Consider the following 18,585-nt stretch of genomic DNA (forward strand, 5'->3'; position numbering starts at 1 on the left):
GGCTTCGCACCTTTGCGCGGCGCATACGGGCTCGCGTCGTCGCCATGCCCGCCGCGCCGTCCGCGCTTACCGCGTCCACCGCTGCCGCCGAAGCGGTCGCGGTACTCGCCCGCGTTCAGCCACTCTTCGCCGTTCGGCGCACCTTCGCGCGCGCCCATCGGCTCGTCCCCGCGGCCTACGCCGCCCGCTTGGTTCCGCTCCGTGTCCGCGCCGAACTGCGCGTACACGCGCGCGTCCTCGTCCGCAAGCGTCGCGGGCAGAGCCGCGCCCCGGCGGCGCTCCGCATCACTGCCGCGCCCGCGCTCACCTGCGCCGCGTCCCGCTCCGCGCCCATCACGCGCGCCGTTCCGCGCACCGCGACTATCGCCGCGACCTGCGCCTTGCGCATTGCCACCGCGTCCATCACGTGCACCGCGTCCGTCGCCAGGTCCCGCACCAGCACCGCTTCCGCCTGCCGCACCGCGCCCATCGCCACGTCCCGCACCAGCACCAGCACCAGTACCGCCTCCGCCTGCCGCGCGTCCATTGCCGCGGCCCTCATCGCGGCCTCGGACTCCGCGCTTATCGTTGCGCCCGCGTCCGTCTCGCCCCTCTTGGCGGCCGCGCTTCTTGCGTATCTCGAAGCCGAACTCCTTGCCGCCTAGCTCACCTTGACGCGGTGCGCTGCTTACCAGTTCGAAATCAATCGTATGGTCTTCCATATTGACCCGCGCCACGCGAATCCGCACTTCATCGCCGATCCGGAACATATTGGACGTCCGCTCGCCGAGCAGCATCATATACTGCTCGTGGAAATGGTAATAATCGTCCGACATATCCGCTAAACGGATCAAGCCTTCTACCGTGTTCTCCAATTCGATAAACATGCCGAAGCTTGTCACACTGCTAATAATGCCGTCGAATTCTTCGCCGACCTTATCCACCATGAATTCGGCTTTCTTCAACTGTACCGTATCGCGCTCCGCATCCACAGCGACGCGCTCACGCTCCGACGATTGCTTCGCAATATCCGGCATTCGCGCCTGCAGCTGCTCCAAGCGCTTCTCTGGCAGCACCCCGTTATAATCGATCACTTCTCGAATGACCCGATGAATGACCAAGTCTGGGTATCGGCGAATAGGAGAAGTGAAGTGAGAATAGAACTCCGCCGCCAATCCAAAGTGCCCCGTGCTCTCCGCATCATACTTCGCCTGCTTCATAGAGCGCAGCATCATCGTGCTGAGCACCGTTTGCTCGCGTGTACCCTCGATCTCTTCGAGCAAGAGCTGCAAGGCGCGCGGATGAACTGAATTGCCCGTTCCTCGTACCACATGACCGAAGTTCGCCGCGAACGTCACGAAGTTCATCAACTTCTCGCTGCTCGGCTCTTCATGTATACGGTACAAGAACGGCACGCGCAGCCAGTGAAAATGCTCCGCCACCGTCTCGTTCGCCGCGAGCATGAACTCCTCGATGATCTGCTCCGCGATAGAACGTTCACGCTTCACGATATCAATCGGCTTGCCGTCTTCATCCACAATAACCTTCGACTCCTCGAAGTCAAAGTCGATCGCGCCCCGCTTCATCCGCTTATCGCGCAGCTTCATCGCCAGCTCCTTCATCATCATGAAGCTGTCCACCAAGTACGCGTAACGCGCGGTTACTTCCGGATCTTCCTCCTGCACGATCTTACGAACATTGGTGTAAGTCATCCGTTCCACCGTACGAATCACACTCGAGAAGACGTCATGCTTCACCAACTTCGCCTTCTCATCGAACTCCATCTCGCATGACAAGGTTAACCGATCTACGCGAGGATGCAAGGAACAGATTCCGTTCGACAATCGATGCGGCAGCATCGGAATGACACGGTCCACCAGATAAACGCTGCAGCCCCTCGCATAAGCTTCACGATCCAGCGCTGAGCTTTCCTTTACATAATACCCGACATCCGCGATATGAACGCCCAGCTTGTAATGCCCATTCGGCAGCTTCTCCACATACACAGCATCATCCAAGTCCTTGGCATCTTCGCCGTCTATCGTTACAATGTTCATGCCGCGCAGGTCGCGGCGATTCTGGTTGGTAATCTCGGCTTCCGTGATTTCATCCGGCACGGCTTCCGCTTCCTGCATCACCTCATCCGAAAATGCCTCCGGCAGCTGATGCTTCCGAATGACCGACAGAATGTCTACGCCTGGATCATCCTTATGCCCCAGAATCTCGATAACTTCTCCTTCTGCCGCCGCTCTTCCTTCCGGATAGTTCACGATTCGTACGACAACCTTCTGTCCAGTTACCGCACCGTGAAATGATTCCTTCGGAATGAATATATCCCGGTTAATCCGCCGATCATCGGGCACAACGAATGCATACGACTCGACATTTTGAAATACACCGACGACCTGCTCCACAGCCCGCTTCACAATACGAACGACTTCGCCTTCCATGCGTGCGCCGTCACCCGCGCGGCTTGTTATTCGTCCAAGCACCGTGTCTCCATTCATCGCTGTCTTGAGATCATTCGCGTGTATATACACATCGGGATGTCCCGCTTCATCCGGAATCAAGAAAGCGAATCCCTTCGCATGCGCCTGCAGTCGACCGCGCACCACATTCATCCGTTCCGGTACACCATATCTGTCCGTACGGGAACGCAGGATGAAACCATCCTGCTCTAATTGATTCAATGTCTTCAATAATTGCTTGAACGCCGCAGCATCAGGCAGTCCAAAGTACTGCTCCAGCTCCTGATACGTCATCGGCTTATATGCTGTTTCACGCATAAAGTCCAATATCTGCTGTTCGGTAATCATCTATTCACCTCTCACCTAGCCATGCTTGGCCCATTGCATCAGTATACCAATATATTACCTAGTATACACTTTTTTAATTTCAAGCATCCGTGTGTTTACACAGACTTCAATAATAAGGCTTCTTACTGGAGCATTGAATTATTTCCTAAAATACAAGAAACCCTCTGTTCGCAAGAACAGAGGGTTCGTTATTCATGTTATTTCACTTGATTATATATTGCTACGACCATCGACAGGATGAAGAATCCAGCTGCCAATACAATCGTTGTACGCTGCAGGACCAGATCCATACCACGTGCCTTCTTCTTTCCGAACAAATGTTCAGCACCGCCGGAGATGGCACCTGACAGACCAGCGCTCTTACCCTTCTGCAAGAGTACCACACTGATTAATCCAATCGAGAAGATAACAAGCAATATTTCCAGAAATACTTCCATTCTTCCACCTCCTAAAGGTTAGCTCGAACAAGTCGAAAATAAACTGTTTAAAAACAGCATTATCAGTATAACACAGTTATAAGATTGGTACAAGCAATTCACCTTGCCCAAGTCTGCTGTTGACTATTCTTCTGCGCCTTGCTCCACCAAGCGAAGAGCATTGTGGCGAAGCGGTCCTACATATTGGTTCAACGGGAAGGAATGACGAATAGCTTCCGTGATGAAGCGTTTAGCCGTGCGAACGCTCGTAGGAACATCGTTGCCCTTCGCAATCTCAGCCAATATGGCGGATGAGTATGTACATCCTGCGCCATGTGTATACGTAGTCGTGATCAAGTCTGCCTCCAGAATCTCGAACTCGCGACCATCATACAGGACATCAACCGAAGTTGGCAGTCCGATCTTGGAACCACCCTTTACGAGTACATATTTAGCGCCAAGCTCATGAATGCGCGCAGCTGCTTCTTTCATATCATCAAGTGTACGCACTGGACCTGTTCCAGCCAATTGAGAAGCTTCGAATAAGTTAGGCGTAACTACTGTGGATTTCGGTACGAGTATGTCGCGCAGCGCTTCATTTGTCTCTGGATGAAGGGCTTCATCTTGTCCTTTGCACACCATTACAGGGTCTACGACAACATTCGTGATGCCATGCTTCTCAATTGTGTGTGCTGCCAGCTCAATGATATCAACAGCACCGAGCATCCCCGTCTTCATGCCATCGATACCGATGGACAGAATCGTCTTCAACTGCTCCTTAACTGTCGACAATGCAATTGGATATACGCCGTGCGCCCATTGATTGTCAGGGTCCATCGTAACAACTGTCGTCAAGGCAGTCATACCGTATACACCGCGTTCTTGGAATGTTTTAAGATCGGCTTGTATACCTGCGCCGCCGCTGGAATCAGAACCTGCTAAAGTGAGTACTTTCTTAATCGGTTTCATTTATTTTATTGCTCCCCTTCAACTGTAAGCTTAACATTACTATTATAACCGAACATGACAGTGAATTCTGACACACCCACATGATTTCTCAATGTATCAGGTCTTGAGTCAACTAGCAAGTATTGTTTCCGTTCAGCAAAAACCCTCTCATGTCCTTCAAAGGATTCCAATACCTTATGAAGTCATATGAAAGGGTTATGTTTATCAGACTAATTATTGTTCTTCAATATGAATGCTACCCATCTCTGAACGCACTTTAATCACTTGATCGCTCTTGCGCTTGGATTCTGGAGCCGTTATATCACCCAGCTCAACCTTCAGATCATAGCTGCCCTCGAACTCTGGAGCTACTCTGATTTCTACGCTTCCCATGCTGCTGTCAGCTGTGATGTTATGCGCTTTCGCTTGCTCAATATACACGCTGCCTGCTTCAGACGATACATCAACAGTTTGGAGTGTGTTTCGCATATCCACTTCTCCCATTGAGGTCTCTACTGTCAATGGCGCATCCACAGCATCGGTTACGACTCGCCCCATCGCTGCATCCAATTCAGCGTAGTTAGCGACGACATTACGCACTTCCATCTGTCCCATATCGCAATCGGCCTTCATCCGATCGTATCGGCCGCCGTCAATCTCAAACGAGCCCATCGCTAGGTCAGCTTCCAATCTCTTAAGTACAAAGTCCTTATCGGCATGAATCACAATCTCGTGCTTATGATGCTGCCAGCCCACATTGAATAACTGTATGAACTCCCATGCTTGTCGTTCATAGTCGTAATTCAATTGAAGCTCGCCGCCCTTGATCTCCGCTTGAGCGATTCGATCGATTACATCCTTCGTAGCTTCACCCTTTACTTCAATCCAGCTTTCATTATCCAATACCCACTTGATACTAACGTCGCCCATATCAGCATTGACCTTCAAGCTGGCGAGCTGCTCCTTATCGAATTCAAACTTGTTCTCATATCTATAGAGCTGATAGCGCTCTTTGTTGCTTATTTCACCATTACTTGAAGTTGAGCCATTGTACTCTTCCAACGCCTCTCCCCTCGCGCTTTGGGGGAGCAGCGGATTAATTCCATAGATGAACAAGCCAGCAATACCAAGAAGGATACAGCATACGCCGAGAATATTAAACCACGTTCGTTTCATTTAAATCCCCCCCTTTACGGTATTAACGATCCATCTTGCATAACCCAAGTTGAGCTTGCCGTACAGCTTCACGATCCACAACATGAACTGACTGAAGAAGATGCCAAGTCCAAACGTGATCAATACCATGCTAAGTTCTCCAGCAAAGAACGGTCCGCCAAGCAGCAATTTAACGGCATAAATAATTGGCATCAGCAATAAAATAGCTGCTACTGCAACCAACGACACAACCACACCCCAAAAGGCTATAAGAAGCGGCACCAGAATGAGGCTTGCGAATCCAATTCCAATCAGGCCAAATATTCTAGCTGACCAGCTTGATTTCTGCGGATACGGCTCATACGGCGGATAAGGAGGCTGACCTGGATAAGCCTGCTGTCCTTGGTATGGACCTTGACCTTGATATGGCGGCGACTGATGTCTATCTCCCCTGTACGCATAGGGATCGTGCTGCGGAGGATACTGCGGCGGCAGCCCCTGCATTCCAGGGTTCATAGCATATCCCCCATACGAAGGCTGTTCATTGCGCGCCCCATCTCCGAGCAATTCCTCTGCGAGTTCCTCCGGTACTCCAAGCTCCTTAGCAATCTCTTCTTCTGTCTTTCCCAACTGCTTCCCGAATTCAAAGTGTGCATCATACTCTTCTAATATCTCAACACGCTCCTTCTCCGGCAGCGGGCGCAGTTCATATTGAAGTCTGATCATGAATTCACGTTTATTCATCTCGTTCACCCCTATCTCCCTTCACATGCTCTGTAAGATCATCTGTATCATCATCAGCCGAGGTACTATCAAGCAGCGTGCCAACCCCGTCAACAAAGCTCTTCCATTCCGCAACGAGCTGATTCATATACTCTTTACCCTCAATGGTTAATTTGTAATACTTACGCGGCGGTCCTTCGGTCGATTCTTGCAGGTACGTTGTACAATGTCCATCTACCACCATACGACGCAGCACCGGGTATAACGCCCCTTCGGCCACATCAACGTGCTTTGATATTTGCTGGGCGAGCTCGAAGCCGTAACGATCTCGTTGATTAATGAGAACCATCACGCACAAACCGAGTACACCTTTCTTGAATTGAATGATTTCTTTCATCTTGCGTTCACCTCCAACATCACATCTCATGTGAGTTGCTATATTCAGTATTGTTTATTGTGTAGTAGCTAATTACAGTATATGGTACGGTATTGAACAATGCAAGGTACTGAACGTAAAACTAGTCTTAGGTCCAGTCGCTCTTCCGTCTCGCGACATAACAAAGGCGATCATCCTCGGACGATCGCCTTCTACTGGTGGATAGGCTTCAAGCTCGTACACGTTTAGCTTCATTCTCTTCATAAGCAACCCATTCCTCGCGGAGAATGCCCATACGAATGGAATCATAATATTGTCCATCGTAATACCGGCATTTACGAAGCCTTGCCTCGAGCATCATTCCGAGCTTCTCCCCCACCTTCATCATGCGGATGTTGCCAGACCATGTCGTGAATCCGACTCTAACCAGCGGCTTCGTCTCAAACAGACGTCGAGTCCACATCCGCAGCACACGCGTTCCGTAACCTCCACTCCAATAGACTGGATCATAGATGACGATCCCCATCTCCAACCATAGCGAGGGCTCATGCTCCCAGTACCAACTGACAATTCCGACTGTCCGACCATTGATCTCAATAAGCCAGTAATCGTCTCGATCTATGTAGCGATCCTTCTTCTCTAGCATCTGCTCATAAGTCATTCTCTCCAATGAATAATATGGCGCATCCCATCGCTTCCATTCCGGTGACTCTTCCTTGTACACGAGTTCCCACAGCTCATATAAATCTTCTTCCTTCACTGGTCGAATTCGTATTTCGCCATCACACAGAGACATTACGAGTACCTCCTTAGCATGATACAATTCAACTTTTCCAGTTACATTCATTACTCGTACATTAGCTCTATTACATGTTATTGTTGATCTCCATAACACAACCTTAAGAAATATCTGGCTGCTGCGTCAATGTAAAGAACGACTATAACGAAACTCCATTCAATGCGTTGACGTGAAGGATTGGGTGGACAGGCAACACATAAGGAAGCTAACGCCGCGAGAGTGATCGTCTGATCCAGTTGGGGATCTATATGAGCAATAGGACTTTAAGTGATTCTGCAGCTTATATTTTCTGGTAAAATGTAATGTAGTTGTACATTTCCCATTGCAAAAAGGGGGGGGGGGGACAAAATGTCAAATTTCAAGAAGCCAATCTTTATTATTGCAGGTATATTAATCATTAGTATAATAGGAATTTTTCTTTATCATTCAAATAATGCACGGACGACTTTTTCATTTAACGATTTACTTCGGGAGCATTTTAAGGAAAAAGAAATGGAGTCTATTTTTATACAAAAGTTCATGTCAGCAGACAGCAAAGACTATAGTGATATTCGCTTTACCGATAAAAAAGACATAGAGTTCGTCATAAAATCACTTCCTGAAATCCAAGTAAAGAGTGATTCTTCTTTACTTGGTTTTCCTGAATATCCAAACTATCAACTTAATTTTATAGGGAAAAACGGAAAGCTATTTTGGGCTTTTATTATTTCCAGTGAGGATATCTTAATGCATGATTACGAAACAAATGATAATTATTCATACAAAATTACAAATGAATTCAGGCTTGATAAGTTAGAATTTCTCGATCCATTTTTAGTTAAGCTGAAGTGATAATAGGAAAAGAACAGTAAGAAACAACACAAAGTCATCTCTTACTGTCCTACCTGAAAATTATTGATCAGTAACCCAATCACCACCGCGATAATAGGAATATTGTTGCACGTTATACAACATTATGCCCTCAATCCCCCTCATTTCATGGTTAATTGCTAGACATTGTTGTATTCTGTACAACAATACTGTGGAATTAGGTCATTTGCAGCTCATATTGTTGCACTTTATACAACAATCCTGATCACCTTGAGCTCCTTCGTACTGTACATCATCTATCATCCACCTAATGCACACATAAAAAGAGCCCACATCCGCTCTGGGTAGGATGTGGGCTCTTGCTATTGGCTAGGCCAATTATTTTTTCAAGTTGTAGAAGGATTTCAAGCCTTCATAACGGGATACGCCGCCGAGCTCGTCTTCGATGCGAAGCAATTGGTTGTACTTCGCAACGCGGTCTGTACGGGAAGGAGCACCTGTTTTGATTTGGCCAGCGTTAGTTGCAACTGCGATGTCAGCGATTGTGCTATCTTCGGACTCACCGGAACGGTGGGAGATAACCGCAGTGTAGCCTGCGCGTTTTGCCATTTCGATTGCATCGAATGTTTCAGTAAGTGTACCGATTTGGTTAACTTTAACCAAGATGGAGTTACCGATTCCTTTTTCGATACCAGTAGCAAGACGCTCGGTGTTTGTAACGAAGAGGTCGTCACCAACCAATTGAACTTTGTCGCCCAATTTTTCAGTGAGCAATTTCCAGCCATCCCAGTCATCTTCAGACATACCGTCTTCGATTGTGATGATTGGATATTTTTCAACCCAAGAAGCAAGAAGATCAACATACTCAGCGGATGTATAGGATTTACCTTCACCAGCAAGAGTATATTTACCGTCTTTGTAGAACTCAGTGGAAGCAACGTCCATACCCAAGAATACGTCTACGCCTGGCTTGTAACCAGCTTTTTCGATTGCTTCGATGATTGTTGTGATTGCTTCTTCGTTGGAAGACAGGTTAGGAGCGAAGCCGCCTTCGTCACCTACAGCTGTATTCAAGCCTTTGGATTGCAATACGGATTTCAAGTTATGGAAGATCTCAGCGCCCATGCGAAGTGCTTCTTTGAAGCTTGGAGCACCTACAGGAAGTACCATGAACTCTTGTACGTCGATGTTGTTGTCAGCATGCTCGCCGCCGTTGATGATGTTCATCATTGGAACTGGCAATTGCTTAGCGTTGAATCCGCCAAGGTAAGTGTAAAGAGGCACATCAAGAGCATGTGCAGCAGCGCGAGCTACAGCCATGGATACAGCTAGGATTGCGTTAGCGCCCAATTTAGCTTTGTTAGGTGTTCCGTCCAATTCGATCATCAAACGGTCGATAGCTACTTGATCAAGAGCATCCATACCAATTACTTCTGGAGCGATGATGTCGTTAACGTTAGCTACAGCTTTCTCAGTACCTTTACCCATGTAACGGCCTTTGTCGCCATCGCGAAGCTCAACTGCTTCGTGAGCGCCTGTGGAAGCACCGGAAGGTACGATTGCACGGCCAAAGCCGCCGGATTCCAATTTAACTTCAACTTCTACTGTAGGGTTACCGCGAGAGTCAAGTACTTCGCGAGCGTATACGTCCATAATCATTGTCATAATCGTTCAGTCTCCTTTAATGTCATGAATTAGCTTTATTGTAGCATACCGCAAAATGGTTCGCCCATTCATCGGCATGTTCATTCGTTCGTGCTCGAGCTGCTGTCTTACTTCTTAATCATCGATTCGCCAGTCATCTCAACAGGCTTAGGCAGCTGCATAAAGTCAAGGATCGTTGGCGCGATATCCGCCAAGATTCCGCCTTCACGCAGTTGTACATTAGCGTCTGTTACGATAAAAGGTACTGGGTTCGTCGTATGCGCAGTAAATGGACGACCTTGCTCGTCAAATACCATATCCGCATTGCCGTGATCCGCTGTAATCAAGCAGACGCCGCCTTTAGCCAATACAGCTTCAACTACTTTACCCATACATTCGTCTGTCACTTCAACAGCCTTGACCGTTGGCTCCAACATACCGGAGTGACCAACCATATCAGGGTTAGCGAAGTTCAGGATGATAGTATCGAACTGATCGGAATTGATCTCGTTCACAGCTGCTTCAGCAACTTCGTACGCGCTCATCTCAGGCTGCAAGTCGTATGTTGCCACTTTAGGAGAAGGAATCAGAACTCGCTTCTCGCCAGGAAGTTCAACATCGCGACCGCCGCTGAAGAAGAACGTAACGTGCGGGTACTTTTCCGTTTCCGCGATACGAAGCTGTTTCTTGCCGTGCTGCACAAGTACTTCACCAAGCGTATTGTCCAATTCTTTCGGCTTGTAGGCTACATATCCACCGACTGTCTCAGCGAAGAGCGTCAAGCAGACGAAGTACAAGTTCTTAGGGAGCTTCTCGCCGCGATCGAATCCTTGGAAATCTTGGTTCGTGAACACGTTCGACAATTGGATCGCACGGTCAGGACGGAAGTTCAAGAAGGTGATCGAATCGCCGTCTTGAATCAAGCCGACCGGCTGATCGTTTTCGTCAACGATAACCGTAGGCATTACGAACTCATCGTAAACGGATTGCTCATAGGATTTCGTGATCGCTTCGATTGGATCGCGATATTTAGGGCCGTCGCCGTATACCATCGCACGGTACGACTTCTCAACGCGCTCCCAACGCTTGTCGCGGTCCATCGCATAGTAACGGCCTTGAACCGTTGCGATCTTACCTACGCCAAGCTCTTTAATCTTCGCTTGCAGTGTCTCGATGTATCCGCGGGAGCTGTCTGGAGCAACGTCGCGTCCATCCAGGAACGCGTGCACGTAAACTTCAGTCAAGCCTTCCTTCTTGCAGAGCTCGAGCATCGCAAGTGTATGGTTGATATGGCTGTGTACGCCGCCATCAGACAACAAGCCGTAGATGTGCAGGGCTTTGTTATTGTCTTTTGCGTTCTTCACAGCGCCATGCAATGTTTCGTTCTCGAAGAAATCGCCTTCGCGAATCGACTTCGTGATACGAGTCAAGTCTTGATATACGACGCGACCTGCGCCGATATTCAAGTGTCCAACCTCGGAGTTGCCCATTTGACCTTCTGGAAGTCCAACGGCTTCGCCGCAAGCTGTCAATGTCGTATGCGGAAACATGCTCATGTATTTGTCATAGTTCGGTTTCTTCGCATGTGCGACTGCGTTGCCGTTAGCTGTGTCGCGCAGACCGAAACCGTCCATGATAATAAGTGCTACCGGTCTTGGAGTAGACATCTTATTTCGCTCCTTCCACAAGAGCGATGTAGGATGCTGGCTGCAAGCTTGCGCCGCCTACCAAAGCTCCGTCGATATCGCTTTCCGCCATATACTCGCGGACGTTCTCAGGTTTAACACTGCCGCCGTACTGAATACGAACAGCTTGTGCTACTTCATCATTGTACAGATCACGAACTACGCTGCGGATGTAGCTGCAAGCTTCATTCGCATCTTTAGCGGAAGAAGATTTGCCAGTACCGATTGCCCAGATTGGCTCATAAGCAATGACAACTTCTTTCGCTTGTTCAGCAGATACGCCTTGGAAAGCGCCAACTGTTTGTACTTTGCAAACGTCGTTCGTCTTGCCGGATTCACGCTCTTCGAGCGACTCACCCACGCAAACGATAGGTGTCAGACCGTGACGGAATGATGCATGAACTTTCTTGTTCACGATCTCGTCCGTTTCACAGAAGTAAGCGCGACGCTCGGAATGTCCGATGATCACATAGTCAACGCCGAGATCCTTCAGCATAACGCCGCTGATCTCACCTGTGAATGCGCCGTTATCTTCGAAGTGCAGGTTTTGAGCGCCAATCTTAATGGACGTGCCTTTAACCGCTTCGACCAATGCCGGCAGATTCGTGAATGGGGAGCAGATTACGCTCTCTACGCCTTCAACTTCTGCTTTGCCTTTAACGTCAGCAACAAATGCCACAGCCTCAGGCACCGTCTTGAACATCTTCCAGTTACCTGCGATGATCGGTTTTCTCACTTGTTTCACTCCTCATTCAGAAGGCAGCCCGAGAGCTGCCGCCTGTTTACTCAATTACTTATCGTTCAATGCTACAACGCCTGGCAATACTTTGCCTTCCATGAATTCCAAGGAAGCGCCGCCGCCTGTAGAGATATGGTTCATCTTGTCTTTCAATTGGAACTTCTCAACTGCAGCCGCGGAGTCGCCGCCGCCGATGATTGTGTAGCCGTTCGTTTCCGCACAAGCTTCAGCCACTGCGCGAGTACCGTGGGAGAATGGATCAATCTCGAATACACCCATTGGTCCGTTCCATACAACCAGCTTGGAGTTCTTAATTACATCAGCATAGATCTCACGAGTCTTCGGTCCGATGTCGATACCTTCCCAACCAGCAGGAATACCTTCTTCAACATTAATAATCTTTGTATTCGCGGAAGCGCTGAAATCGTCAGCAGTGACAATGTCAACTGGGAGGTACAGGTTCTTGCCGAGTTCTTTCGCTTTCTCCATGAATCCGAGAGATTCTTGCAGCTTCGACTCATCCAACAAGGAGTCTCCGATCTCATAGCCTTGAGCCTTGAAGAAAGTATAAGCCAATCCGCCGCCGATAACCACGTTGTCAGCGATTTCGAGCATCTTATTGATAACATCGATCTTATCTTTAACCTTGGAACCACCCACGATTGCTGTGAATGGACGCTCTGGATTGGATAGAGCTTTGCCCAATACGCTAAGTTCTTTCTCCATCAAGAGACCTGCTACTGCAGGGATATGATGAGCAATGCCCTCTGTAGAAGAGTGCGCGCGGTGAGCTGCACCAAATGCATCGTTCACGAACAAGTCAGCTAGTTCTGCGAATTGCTTCGCCAATTCCACATCGTTCTTCTCTTCTCCCTTGTGGAAACGAACGTTTTCGAGTACAACAACGTCACCATTGTTCATCTCAGCGATCGCAGCTTTCACATTCTCACCGATGGACTCGTCCAGCTTCTTCACCGGCTTGCCAAGCAGTTCGCTCAGACGAGCTGCCGCAGGCGTCAAACGCATAGAATCTACAACTTCACCTTTTGGACGGCCCATATGGCTCGCCAGTATCACTTTCGCGCCTTGTTCGATCAAGTGCTTGATCGTAGGCAGTGTTTCTTGGATCCGTGTGTCATCTGTAATCTTGCCATTTTCGAGCGGCACATTAAAATCAACCCGTACAAATACGCGCTTACCGTTTACATTCACATCACGTACACTCTTCTTGTTCATCTCCATGTTCCTCCTATCGAATCCTGATAATCGGTTATTGATCTTGTATGGTTTATATCTGTTTCTATGCAATGGTTGATGGAATCATCATCTATATATATAGGGTGTTCGGTTCTAAAGATGGTTATATATCTGTAAGAGACTTGGTTTATATACTTCTACCAATAAGGAAATGGGAAGTGTCTTCACCAAGCCAACTCGTGTTCAATATTACATATATAAATAAAGCCTATATGGAATAAAAGAGGGGACCCTCACGGGTTTCTCCGGCGGTGTCCCCTCTTTGATTGTTTAAGCTATGATATTACAGGCCTTTAGCTGCGATGAAAGCTGCCAAGTCAACAACGCGGTTGGAGTAGCCCCACTCGTTGTCGTACCAGGAAACTACTTTCAGCATGTTGTCGCCTACAACCATAGTGCACAAGGAATCGATTGTAGAAGATGCTGGGTCACCGTTGTAGTCACGGGATACAAGCGGCAATTCGGAGTAGTTCATGATACCTTTCAAAGCTCCGTTAGCTGCTTCTTTAAGAGCTGCGTTAACTTCGTCAACTGTAACGTTTTGTTTCAGTTCAACAACGAGGTCAGTTACGGAAACGTTAGGTGTAGGTACGCGCATAGACATACCGTTCAACAAGCCTTTCAGTTCTGGAAGAACCAAACCTACTGCTTTAGCTGCACCAGTTGTGGAAGGAATGATGCTTTCAGCTGCTGCACGAGCACGGCGAAGGTCCTTATGCGGCAGGTCAAGTACGCTTTGGTCGTTAGTGTAGGAGTGAACAGTTGTCATCATACCTTTAACGATACCGAACTTGTCGTTGATTACTTTAGCGAATGGCGCCAAGCAGTTTGTTGTGCAAGATGCATTGGAAATGATGTTGTGGTTAGCAGCATCATATTTATCTTCGTTAACGCCCATAACGATTGTGATATCTTCGTTAGAAGCTGGCGCGGAGATGATAACTTTCTTAACTGTGTCGCGCATATGAAGTTGTGCTTTTTCTTTCGCTGTGAAGATACCTGTGGATTCAACAACGATTTCTACGCCTACAGAACCCCAAGGAAGGTTTTCTGGGTTGCGCTCAGCGAATACTTTAACTTCTTTACCGTTAACAATCAAAGCGCCTTCTTTAGCTTCTACAGTTGCATCAAGAGTGCCTTGAGTTGTGTCATATTTCAACAGGTGAGCGAGCGTCTTAACGTCTGTAAGATCGTTAATTGCTACGATTTCTACCTCAGAGTTGTTCAATGCTGCACGGAATACGTTACGACCGATACGTCCAAAACCGTTAATACCAACTTTAACCATTGATGATTCCTCCCATTTCCTTGTGTTTGAAATGTTATTTATTGCTCAAGACGGCTTGTAGGCACGTCGAGACCACTTAGTCTGGCAATCTCATTCGCTGCGGCTTCGTCTGTCACGAGTATGCTCTCATGACCAGCCTTCAATACAGCGGTGATGGATTCTGCCTTGCTCTTACCGCCTGCAACGGCGATCACGACCTCTGTGCGGGATATGTCTTCTAGACGCAATCCCAATGTGAGCATCGTATGTACAACATGCCCGTCACGGTCAAAATAATAACCGAATGCTTCGGCCACTGCGCCTTCACTCTTTAAGGAGTCGATCGTATTCGAATCGACCTTGCGACGTCTCGCCATAATAAGCGCGTCGCCAATGCCGTGAATGACGATTCTGGCTTCGCGAATGACACGCAACAGCTCTTGAATGTTAGGCTCTTGCTTCAGCGATTGATACGCATCTTCGCTTATCAGATCCGGCACATGCAGCAATCGATACTGTGCGCCGTATCGCTTCGCCATCATAGAAGCAATCGTGTTCGCTTGATATTCCAAGCTCTCACCTAAACCGCCTCTTGCAGGTACGAACCAATTCCCCTTATGGGGTGCTGAGTTCGTTAGTTGATCTGCTACAGCGGCCAATGTGGATCCGCCGGTTACAGCAATTACATCATCTTTGCTTATGCACCGAATGAGGACATTGCATGCTGCTCCGCCCAATTCTTGCTTGACTGCCGGGGTGAGGTCGGAATCGCCGGGAACGACGATGACTTGCTTCAACCCATAGGCCTCGCGAATAGCCTCTTCCAGGTGACGCGTACCAAGCAATTCCCGCATGAGCGGTTCAAGCTGCAAGACAAGCTTGCGTCCTTCCTCGCTGATACGCATACCGGCGGTCTCTGTCTCGATGAGACCTTGCGCTTTCAGCAAGTCGGTTTCGGCCCGCAATACTCTCTCTGTCATCTGTAAGGATGCAGCCAATGTTCGACGACCAATCATATCTGACATCATGATCTGGTACAGAATTGTATAGCGTTTCTTTAACAGTTCCAATAGGTCGGGCAGCAGACGTTTATTTATCTCTAACCATTCACGCAATTCTCTCCACTCCTGCACTCCCAGAAACTGTGTAGATGATGACTGGACTCAAAATGTCCCTCTGTCACATTTTATGTCCCACCACTATTCTACCTAAATTTCCTTCAAGTTGCAAGTATCCCGCATCTAGAATGGGCTATTAGCTCCAAACTTATTCATCCCTGCTGCAACAAGGGATTCCAGGGTTATCCCGCTGGCATGTGGAATGTGCATACCCACCCTTAACTTGTGAAAATTTAATGAAGGAAGCAGGCGCATGTCGGAGGAAATCCATCCGTATGGTTTGCCTATCACCGATAATCAAGATTAACCGTGATTAGTCATGATTAACCGAAATTGACATCACCGTGTAAGAAGCATAGACTTAGAATATAAATGAATGACTGTCAGTCATTTTTGAGGGGGAACTGTTTATTGAAACCTAAACAAGAAGTGAAACGAGAAGCGCTGCTTCAAGCATCCCTGTCGCTCATTATGGAAAGAGGGTTTCAACAAACGTCTGTCAGCGGTATCGTCAAACGCGCGGGATTAGCGCAAGGGACATTCTATCTCTATTTCCCAACAAAGAATGATCTCGTTCCCGCCATAGCAGACCATATCCTGCAGCAGCTGCTCAGCCGCATCCAGCAAGACACTGCTGGGTTATCCAAGTTGTCGGACAAGCTGCGTGCGGTTATAAATGCAACCTTTGAGATGAACGCGGTCTTTAAGGAAGTTATCTTGCTGTGCTATTCCGGACTCGCTTATCATCATTCCTTCCCACGATGGGAGGAGATCTATGAACCGTACTACACCTGGTTCCGAGAACAAGTTCAGCAAGCGTTGGACCAAGGGGAAATTGAAGTAAACTACCCTATTCCTTATATGGTGCGCATGCTCATCAACATGGTAGAGGTTTCGGCAGAGACTGCACATTTTGTAGACATCCCTCAAGGTAAATCAAAAGAGGACATTAACATCATTAAGGAAACACTGCTGCAAGCAATGGAACGTTCGTTAGGCGTGATTCGAACCGTATAAGTTTATCGTTTTTAATCTTCATCCGCTGCAGACTAGTGAAACAACATGAATGGAGGAAGATGATTTTGGCTTGGATTCTAGTTCTTATAGCCGCAGCGCTTGAGATTGTATGGGCAACAGGGCTAAAGTACGCTTCAACACCCATGGAATGGGTTGGAATATTCGCATTGATCACCATCAGCTATGTCTTGCTGATTCAGACTTATAAGAAGCTGCCTGTCGCGATCGCGTACACGGTGTTCGTCGGGATTGGTACGATAGGCACCTATGTTATGGGTGTCATGCTCGGGGAGCCTTATTCCCTACCTCAGATCGCTTTCTTGATTCTTCTGCTTATCGGCATCATTGGCATGAAGCTGTCAACAAAGGATAAGGAGGAAGCTTAATTATGGAATGGTTCTTATTAATTCTCGCAGGTCTTGAAGAAATCATATCCGTTATCGCCATGAAATATATAGATGGATTCAAGAGAAAGACGCCGTTGATCGTGATGACTCTGGGTCTTGTTCTATCCTTCTTCTGCCTTACGCAGGCCATGCTGGTTATTCCTGCAGGCGTCGCTTATGCGGTATGGGCTGGAGTCGGTGCAGTCGGCATTACATTAGTAAGCATGTTCTGGTTCAAGGAGAAATACAACCGCACTCAGATCATGTTTCTGCTCTGTATCGTAACGGGCATTATCGGACTCAAGTTAACGACATAAAGAATACACTTCATTAATGGCATCCTTCCATAAAAAGTTAACGGTTGCACTTTTAGCATGATTCCACTATAATTAAAAATGCATCATTTTTGTAAGAAGGATGTTGTAAGCGCCCGTGGTCCAATGGATATGACGTAGGCCTCCGGAGCCTGAGATCAAGGTTCGATTCCTTGCGGGCGCGCCATACCATTCTCGTTGATGCCTGATAATGAAGTTAACGTATGAATATTGAAGGCTACTATGATCGAAAGCATCTCGATCCTCTCCTCACGCATAGGGAGAAGATTAGAGGTGTTTTTTTCATTTTTAAGGACAAACTAGAGTTTGACTATCTTTGACTTTTACCTTCATTTTCGTTATTATAGGATTATGGCTCTTAGAGGAAATGTTTCTAATGTTCAACCGTTTAAGGGTCACATTAATGGTTTATATTGAAGCTGAGGAGGGGTATTCGTGAGTGTAATACCTATGGTTGTCGAACAGACGAATCGCGGCGAACGTGCCTACGATATTTATTCTCGTCTATTAAAGGATCGCATCATCTTCTTGGGAACACCGGTCAACGATGTAGTAGCTAACTCCATCATTGCTCAGCTTCTGTTCTTAGCAGCAGATGACCCGGAGAAGGACATTCATCTTTACATTAACAGCCCTGGCGGCTCAATTACAGCGGGCATGGCGATATTCGATACGATGCAGCACATTAAACCAGACGTTTCTACGATCTGTGTCGGTATGGCTGCTTCGATGGGCGCGTTCCTGCTGAATGCCGGCGCGAAGGGCAAGCGTTTCGCGCTGCCTAACAGCGAAGTTATGATTCATCAGCCGCTTGGCGGAGCAGAAGGTCAAGCAAGCGACATCGAGATTCGCGCTCGCCGCATCCTGAAGATGCGCGATAAGTTGAACCAGATCTTGTCCGAGCGCACAGGTCAGCCGTTGGAGCGTATTGAGAAAGATACAGACCGCGACAACTTTATGACAGCATATGAAGCGCAAGCCTATGGTCTTGTTGATAAAGTGCTGGAAAAGACGATGCAGATTTAGTTAGCTTGATATGATCCCTCTTAAGTGTATAGTTTGGAATTAACTCCAAACCGTTATACTCAGGAGGGATTTTTCATAGCAGCGGCTCC

General features: G+C 47.9%; 17 protein-coding genes, 1 tRNA gene and 1 pseudogene. 6 read left to right on the plus strand and 13 right to left on the minus strand.

The window, feature by feature from the left end; all coding sequences use genetic code 11:
- Positions 1 to 554: 554 nt before the first annotated feature.
- From rnr to AC3WTP_RS14235, 7 genes and pseudogenes are all read right to left on the minus strand, one after another.
- Positions 555 to 2,795: pseudogene (gene rnr / locus AC3WTP_RS14205) on the minus strand (ribonuclease R); the annotation flags it as partial.
- Positions 2,796 to 2,992: 197 nt separating this feature from the next.
- Complete coding sequence (gene secG, locus AC3WTP_RS14210) at positions 2,993 to 3,232, minus strand: preprotein translocase subunit SecG (protein ID WP_492395276.1); 240 nt, start codon at positions 3,230 to 3,232, stop codon at positions 2,993 to 2,995.
- Between the two features lie 123 nt (positions 3,233 to 3,355).
- Positions 3,356 to 4,180, minus strand: a complete 825-nt coding sequence (gene pdxK, locus AC3WTP_RS14215) for a pyridoxine/pyridoxal/pyridoxamine kinase (protein ID WP_492395277.1) — start codon at positions 4,178 to 4,180, stop codon at positions 3,356 to 3,358.
- A gap of 213 nt (positions 4,181 to 4,393) precedes the next feature.
- A complete protein-coding gene (locus tag AC3WTP_RS14220) occupies positions 4,394 to 5,335 on the minus strand; it encodes a DUF4097 family beta strand repeat-containing protein (RefSeq protein ID WP_492395278.1) in 942 nt (313 codons plus the stop codon).
- Positions 5,336 to 6,058 carry a DUF1700 domain-containing protein gene (locus AC3WTP_RS14225; protein WP_492395279.1) on the minus strand — a complete coding sequence of 241 codons (723 nt, stop codon included), beginning with the start codon at positions 6,056 to 6,058 and terminating at the stop codon, positions 5,336 to 5,338.
- Entirely contained in the window at positions 6,051 to 6,434 is a 384-nt protein-coding gene (locus AC3WTP_RS14230; protein ID WP_492395280.1) for a PadR family transcriptional regulator, read from the minus strand. The genes AC3WTP_RS14225 and AC3WTP_RS14230 overlap by 8 nt, the downstream gene beginning before the upstream one ends.
- A 208-nt stretch (positions 6,435 to 6,642) precedes the next feature.
- Positions 6,643 to 7,209, minus strand: coding sequence for a GNAT family N-acetyltransferase (locus tag AC3WTP_RS14235; protein WP_492395281.1), 567 nt, complete (start codon positions 7,207 to 7,209; stop codon positions 6,643 to 6,645).
- Positions 7,210 to 7,560: 351 nt separating this feature from the next.
- Between AC3WTP_RS14235 and AC3WTP_RS14240 the strand changes: the two genes are divergently transcribed.
- On the plus strand, positions 7,561 to 8,043 hold the full coding sequence (locus tag AC3WTP_RS14240) for a hypothetical protein (protein ID WP_492395282.1): 483 nt from the start codon (positions 7,561 to 7,563) through the stop codon (positions 8,041 to 8,043).
- Positions 8,044 to 8,400: 357 nt separating this feature from the next.
- Here the strand turns inward: AC3WTP_RS14240 and eno are convergent, their stop codons facing one another.
- The 6 genes from eno to AC3WTP_RS14270 form a co-directional block, all read right to left on the minus strand.
- A complete protein-coding gene (gene eno, locus AC3WTP_RS14245; protein ID WP_492395283.1) occupies positions 8,401 to 9,687 on the minus strand; it encodes a phosphopyruvate hydratase in 1,287 nt (428 codons plus the stop codon).
- A gap of 107 nt (positions 9,688 to 9,794) precedes the next feature.
- On the minus strand, positions 9,795 to 11,333 hold the full coding sequence (gpmI, locus tag AC3WTP_RS14250) for a 2,3-bisphosphoglycerate-independent phosphoglycerate mutase (protein ID WP_492395284.1): 1,539 nt from the start codon (positions 11,331 to 11,333) through the stop codon (positions 9,795 to 9,797).
- A gap of 1 nt (position 11,334) precedes the next feature.
- Positions 11,335 to 12,087 (minus strand): triose-phosphate isomerase, encoded by a 753-nt coding sequence (tpiA, locus tag AC3WTP_RS14255; RefSeq protein WP_492395285.1) that lies wholly within the window; start codon positions 12,085 to 12,087, stop codon positions 11,335 to 11,337.
- A 54-nt stretch (positions 12,088 to 12,141) separates the two neighbouring features.
- Complete coding sequence (locus AC3WTP_RS14260; protein ID WP_492395286.1) at positions 12,142 to 13,326, minus strand: phosphoglycerate kinase; 1,185 nt, start codon at positions 13,324 to 13,326, stop codon at positions 12,142 to 12,144.
- 304 nt (positions 13,327 to 13,630) lie between these two features.
- Positions 13,631 to 14,635: a type I glyceraldehyde-3-phosphate dehydrogenase gene (gap, locus tag AC3WTP_RS14265; protein WP_492395287.1), complete on the minus strand. Its 1,005-nt coding sequence runs from the start codon at positions 14,633 to 14,635 to the stop codon at positions 13,631 to 13,633.
- Between the two features lie 38 nt (positions 14,636 to 14,673).
- Positions 14,674 to 15,729 carry a sugar-binding transcriptional regulator gene (locus tag AC3WTP_RS14270; RefSeq protein WP_492395288.1) on the minus strand — a complete coding sequence of 352 codons (1,056 nt, stop codon included), beginning with the start codon at positions 15,727 to 15,729 and terminating at the stop codon, positions 14,674 to 14,676.
- A gap of 414 nt (positions 15,730 to 16,143) precedes the next feature.
- Here AC3WTP_RS14270 and AC3WTP_RS14275 point away from each other — a divergent pair, with 414 nt between their 5' ends.
- The 5 genes from AC3WTP_RS14275 to clpP all read left to right on the plus strand — a co-directional run bounded on the left by AC3WTP_RS14275 (position 16,144) and on the right by clpP (position 18,496).
- The gene (locus AC3WTP_RS14275) at positions 16,144 to 16,749 is read left to right on the plus strand and encodes a TetR/AcrR family transcriptional regulator (RefSeq protein ID WP_492395289.1); all 606 of its coding nucleotides are present in this window, start codon (positions 16,144 to 16,146) and stop codon (positions 16,747 to 16,749) included.
- A gap of 65 nt (positions 16,750 to 16,814) precedes the next feature.
- Positions 16,815 to 17,135: a DMT family transporter gene (locus AC3WTP_RS14280; RefSeq protein ID WP_492395290.1), complete on the plus strand. Its 321-nt coding sequence runs from the start codon at positions 16,815 to 16,817 to the stop codon at positions 17,133 to 17,135.
- Between the two features lie 2 nt (positions 17,136 to 17,137).
- On the plus strand, positions 17,138 to 17,452 hold the full coding sequence (locus tag AC3WTP_RS14285) for a DMT family transporter (protein WP_492395291.1): 315 nt from the start codon (positions 17,138 to 17,140) through the stop codon (positions 17,450 to 17,452).
- A 109-nt stretch (positions 17,453 to 17,561) separates the two neighbouring features.
- A tRNA-Arg gene (locus tag AC3WTP_RS14290) sits at positions 17,562 to 17,636 on the plus strand.
- 269 nt (positions 17,637 to 17,905) lie between these two features.
- Positions 17,906 to 18,496: an ATP-dependent Clp endopeptidase proteolytic subunit ClpP gene (gene clpP, locus AC3WTP_RS14295; RefSeq protein ID WP_492395292.1), complete on the plus strand. Its 591-nt coding sequence runs from the start codon at positions 17,906 to 17,908 to the stop codon at positions 18,494 to 18,496.
- The last annotated feature ends 89 nt before the right edge of the window (positions 18,497 to 18,585 follow it).

This window comes from Paenibacillus sp. EB106-04-04-XG159 (genome assembly GCF_058791835.1).

Bases quoted from the DNA above. Each gene is read 5' to 3' on its own strand.
- secG (WP_492395276.1), bottom strand. From the start codon at position 3,232: ATGGAAGTATTTCTGGAAATATTGCTTGTTATCTTCTCGATTGGATTA.
- pdxK (WP_492395277.1), bottom strand. From the start codon at position 4,180: ATGAAACCGATTAAGAAAGTACTCACTTTAGCAGGTTCTGATTCCAGC.
- AC3WTP_RS14220 (WP_492395278.1), bottom strand. From the start codon at position 5,335: ATGAAACGAACGTGGTTTAATATTCTCGGCGTATGCTGTATCCTTCTT.
- AC3WTP_RS14225 (WP_492395279.1), bottom strand. From the start codon at position 6,058: ATGAATAAACGTGAATTCATGATCAGACTTCAATATGAACTGCGCCCG.
- AC3WTP_RS14230 (WP_492395280.1), bottom strand. From the start codon at position 6,434: ATGAAAGAAATCATTCAATTCAAGAAAGGTGTACTCGGTTTGTGCGTG.
- AC3WTP_RS14235 (WP_492395281.1), bottom strand. From the start codon at position 7,209: ATGTCTCTGTGTGATGGCGAAATACGAATTCGACCAGTGAAGGAAGAA.
- AC3WTP_RS14240 (WP_492395282.1), top strand. From the start codon at position 7,561: ATGTCAAATTTCAAGAAGCCAATCTTTATTATTGCAGGTATATTAATC.
- eno (WP_492395283.1), bottom strand. From the start codon at position 9,687: ATGACAATGATTATGGACGTATACGCTCGCGAAGTACTTGACTCTCGC.
- gpmI (WP_492395284.1), bottom strand. From the start codon at position 11,333: ATGTCTACTCCAAGACCGGTAGCACTTATTATCATGGACGGTTTCGGT.
- AC3WTP_RS14260 (WP_492395286.1), bottom strand. From the start codon at position 13,326: ATGAACAAGAAGAGTGTACGTGATGTGAATGTAAACGGTAAGCGCGTA.
- gap (WP_492395287.1), bottom strand. From the start codon at position 14,635: ATGGTTAAAGTTGGTATTAACGGTTTTGGACGTATCGGTCGTAACGTA.
- AC3WTP_RS14285 (WP_492395291.1), top strand. From the start codon at position 17,138: ATGGAATGGTTCTTATTAATTCTCGCAGGTCTTGAAGAAATCATATCC.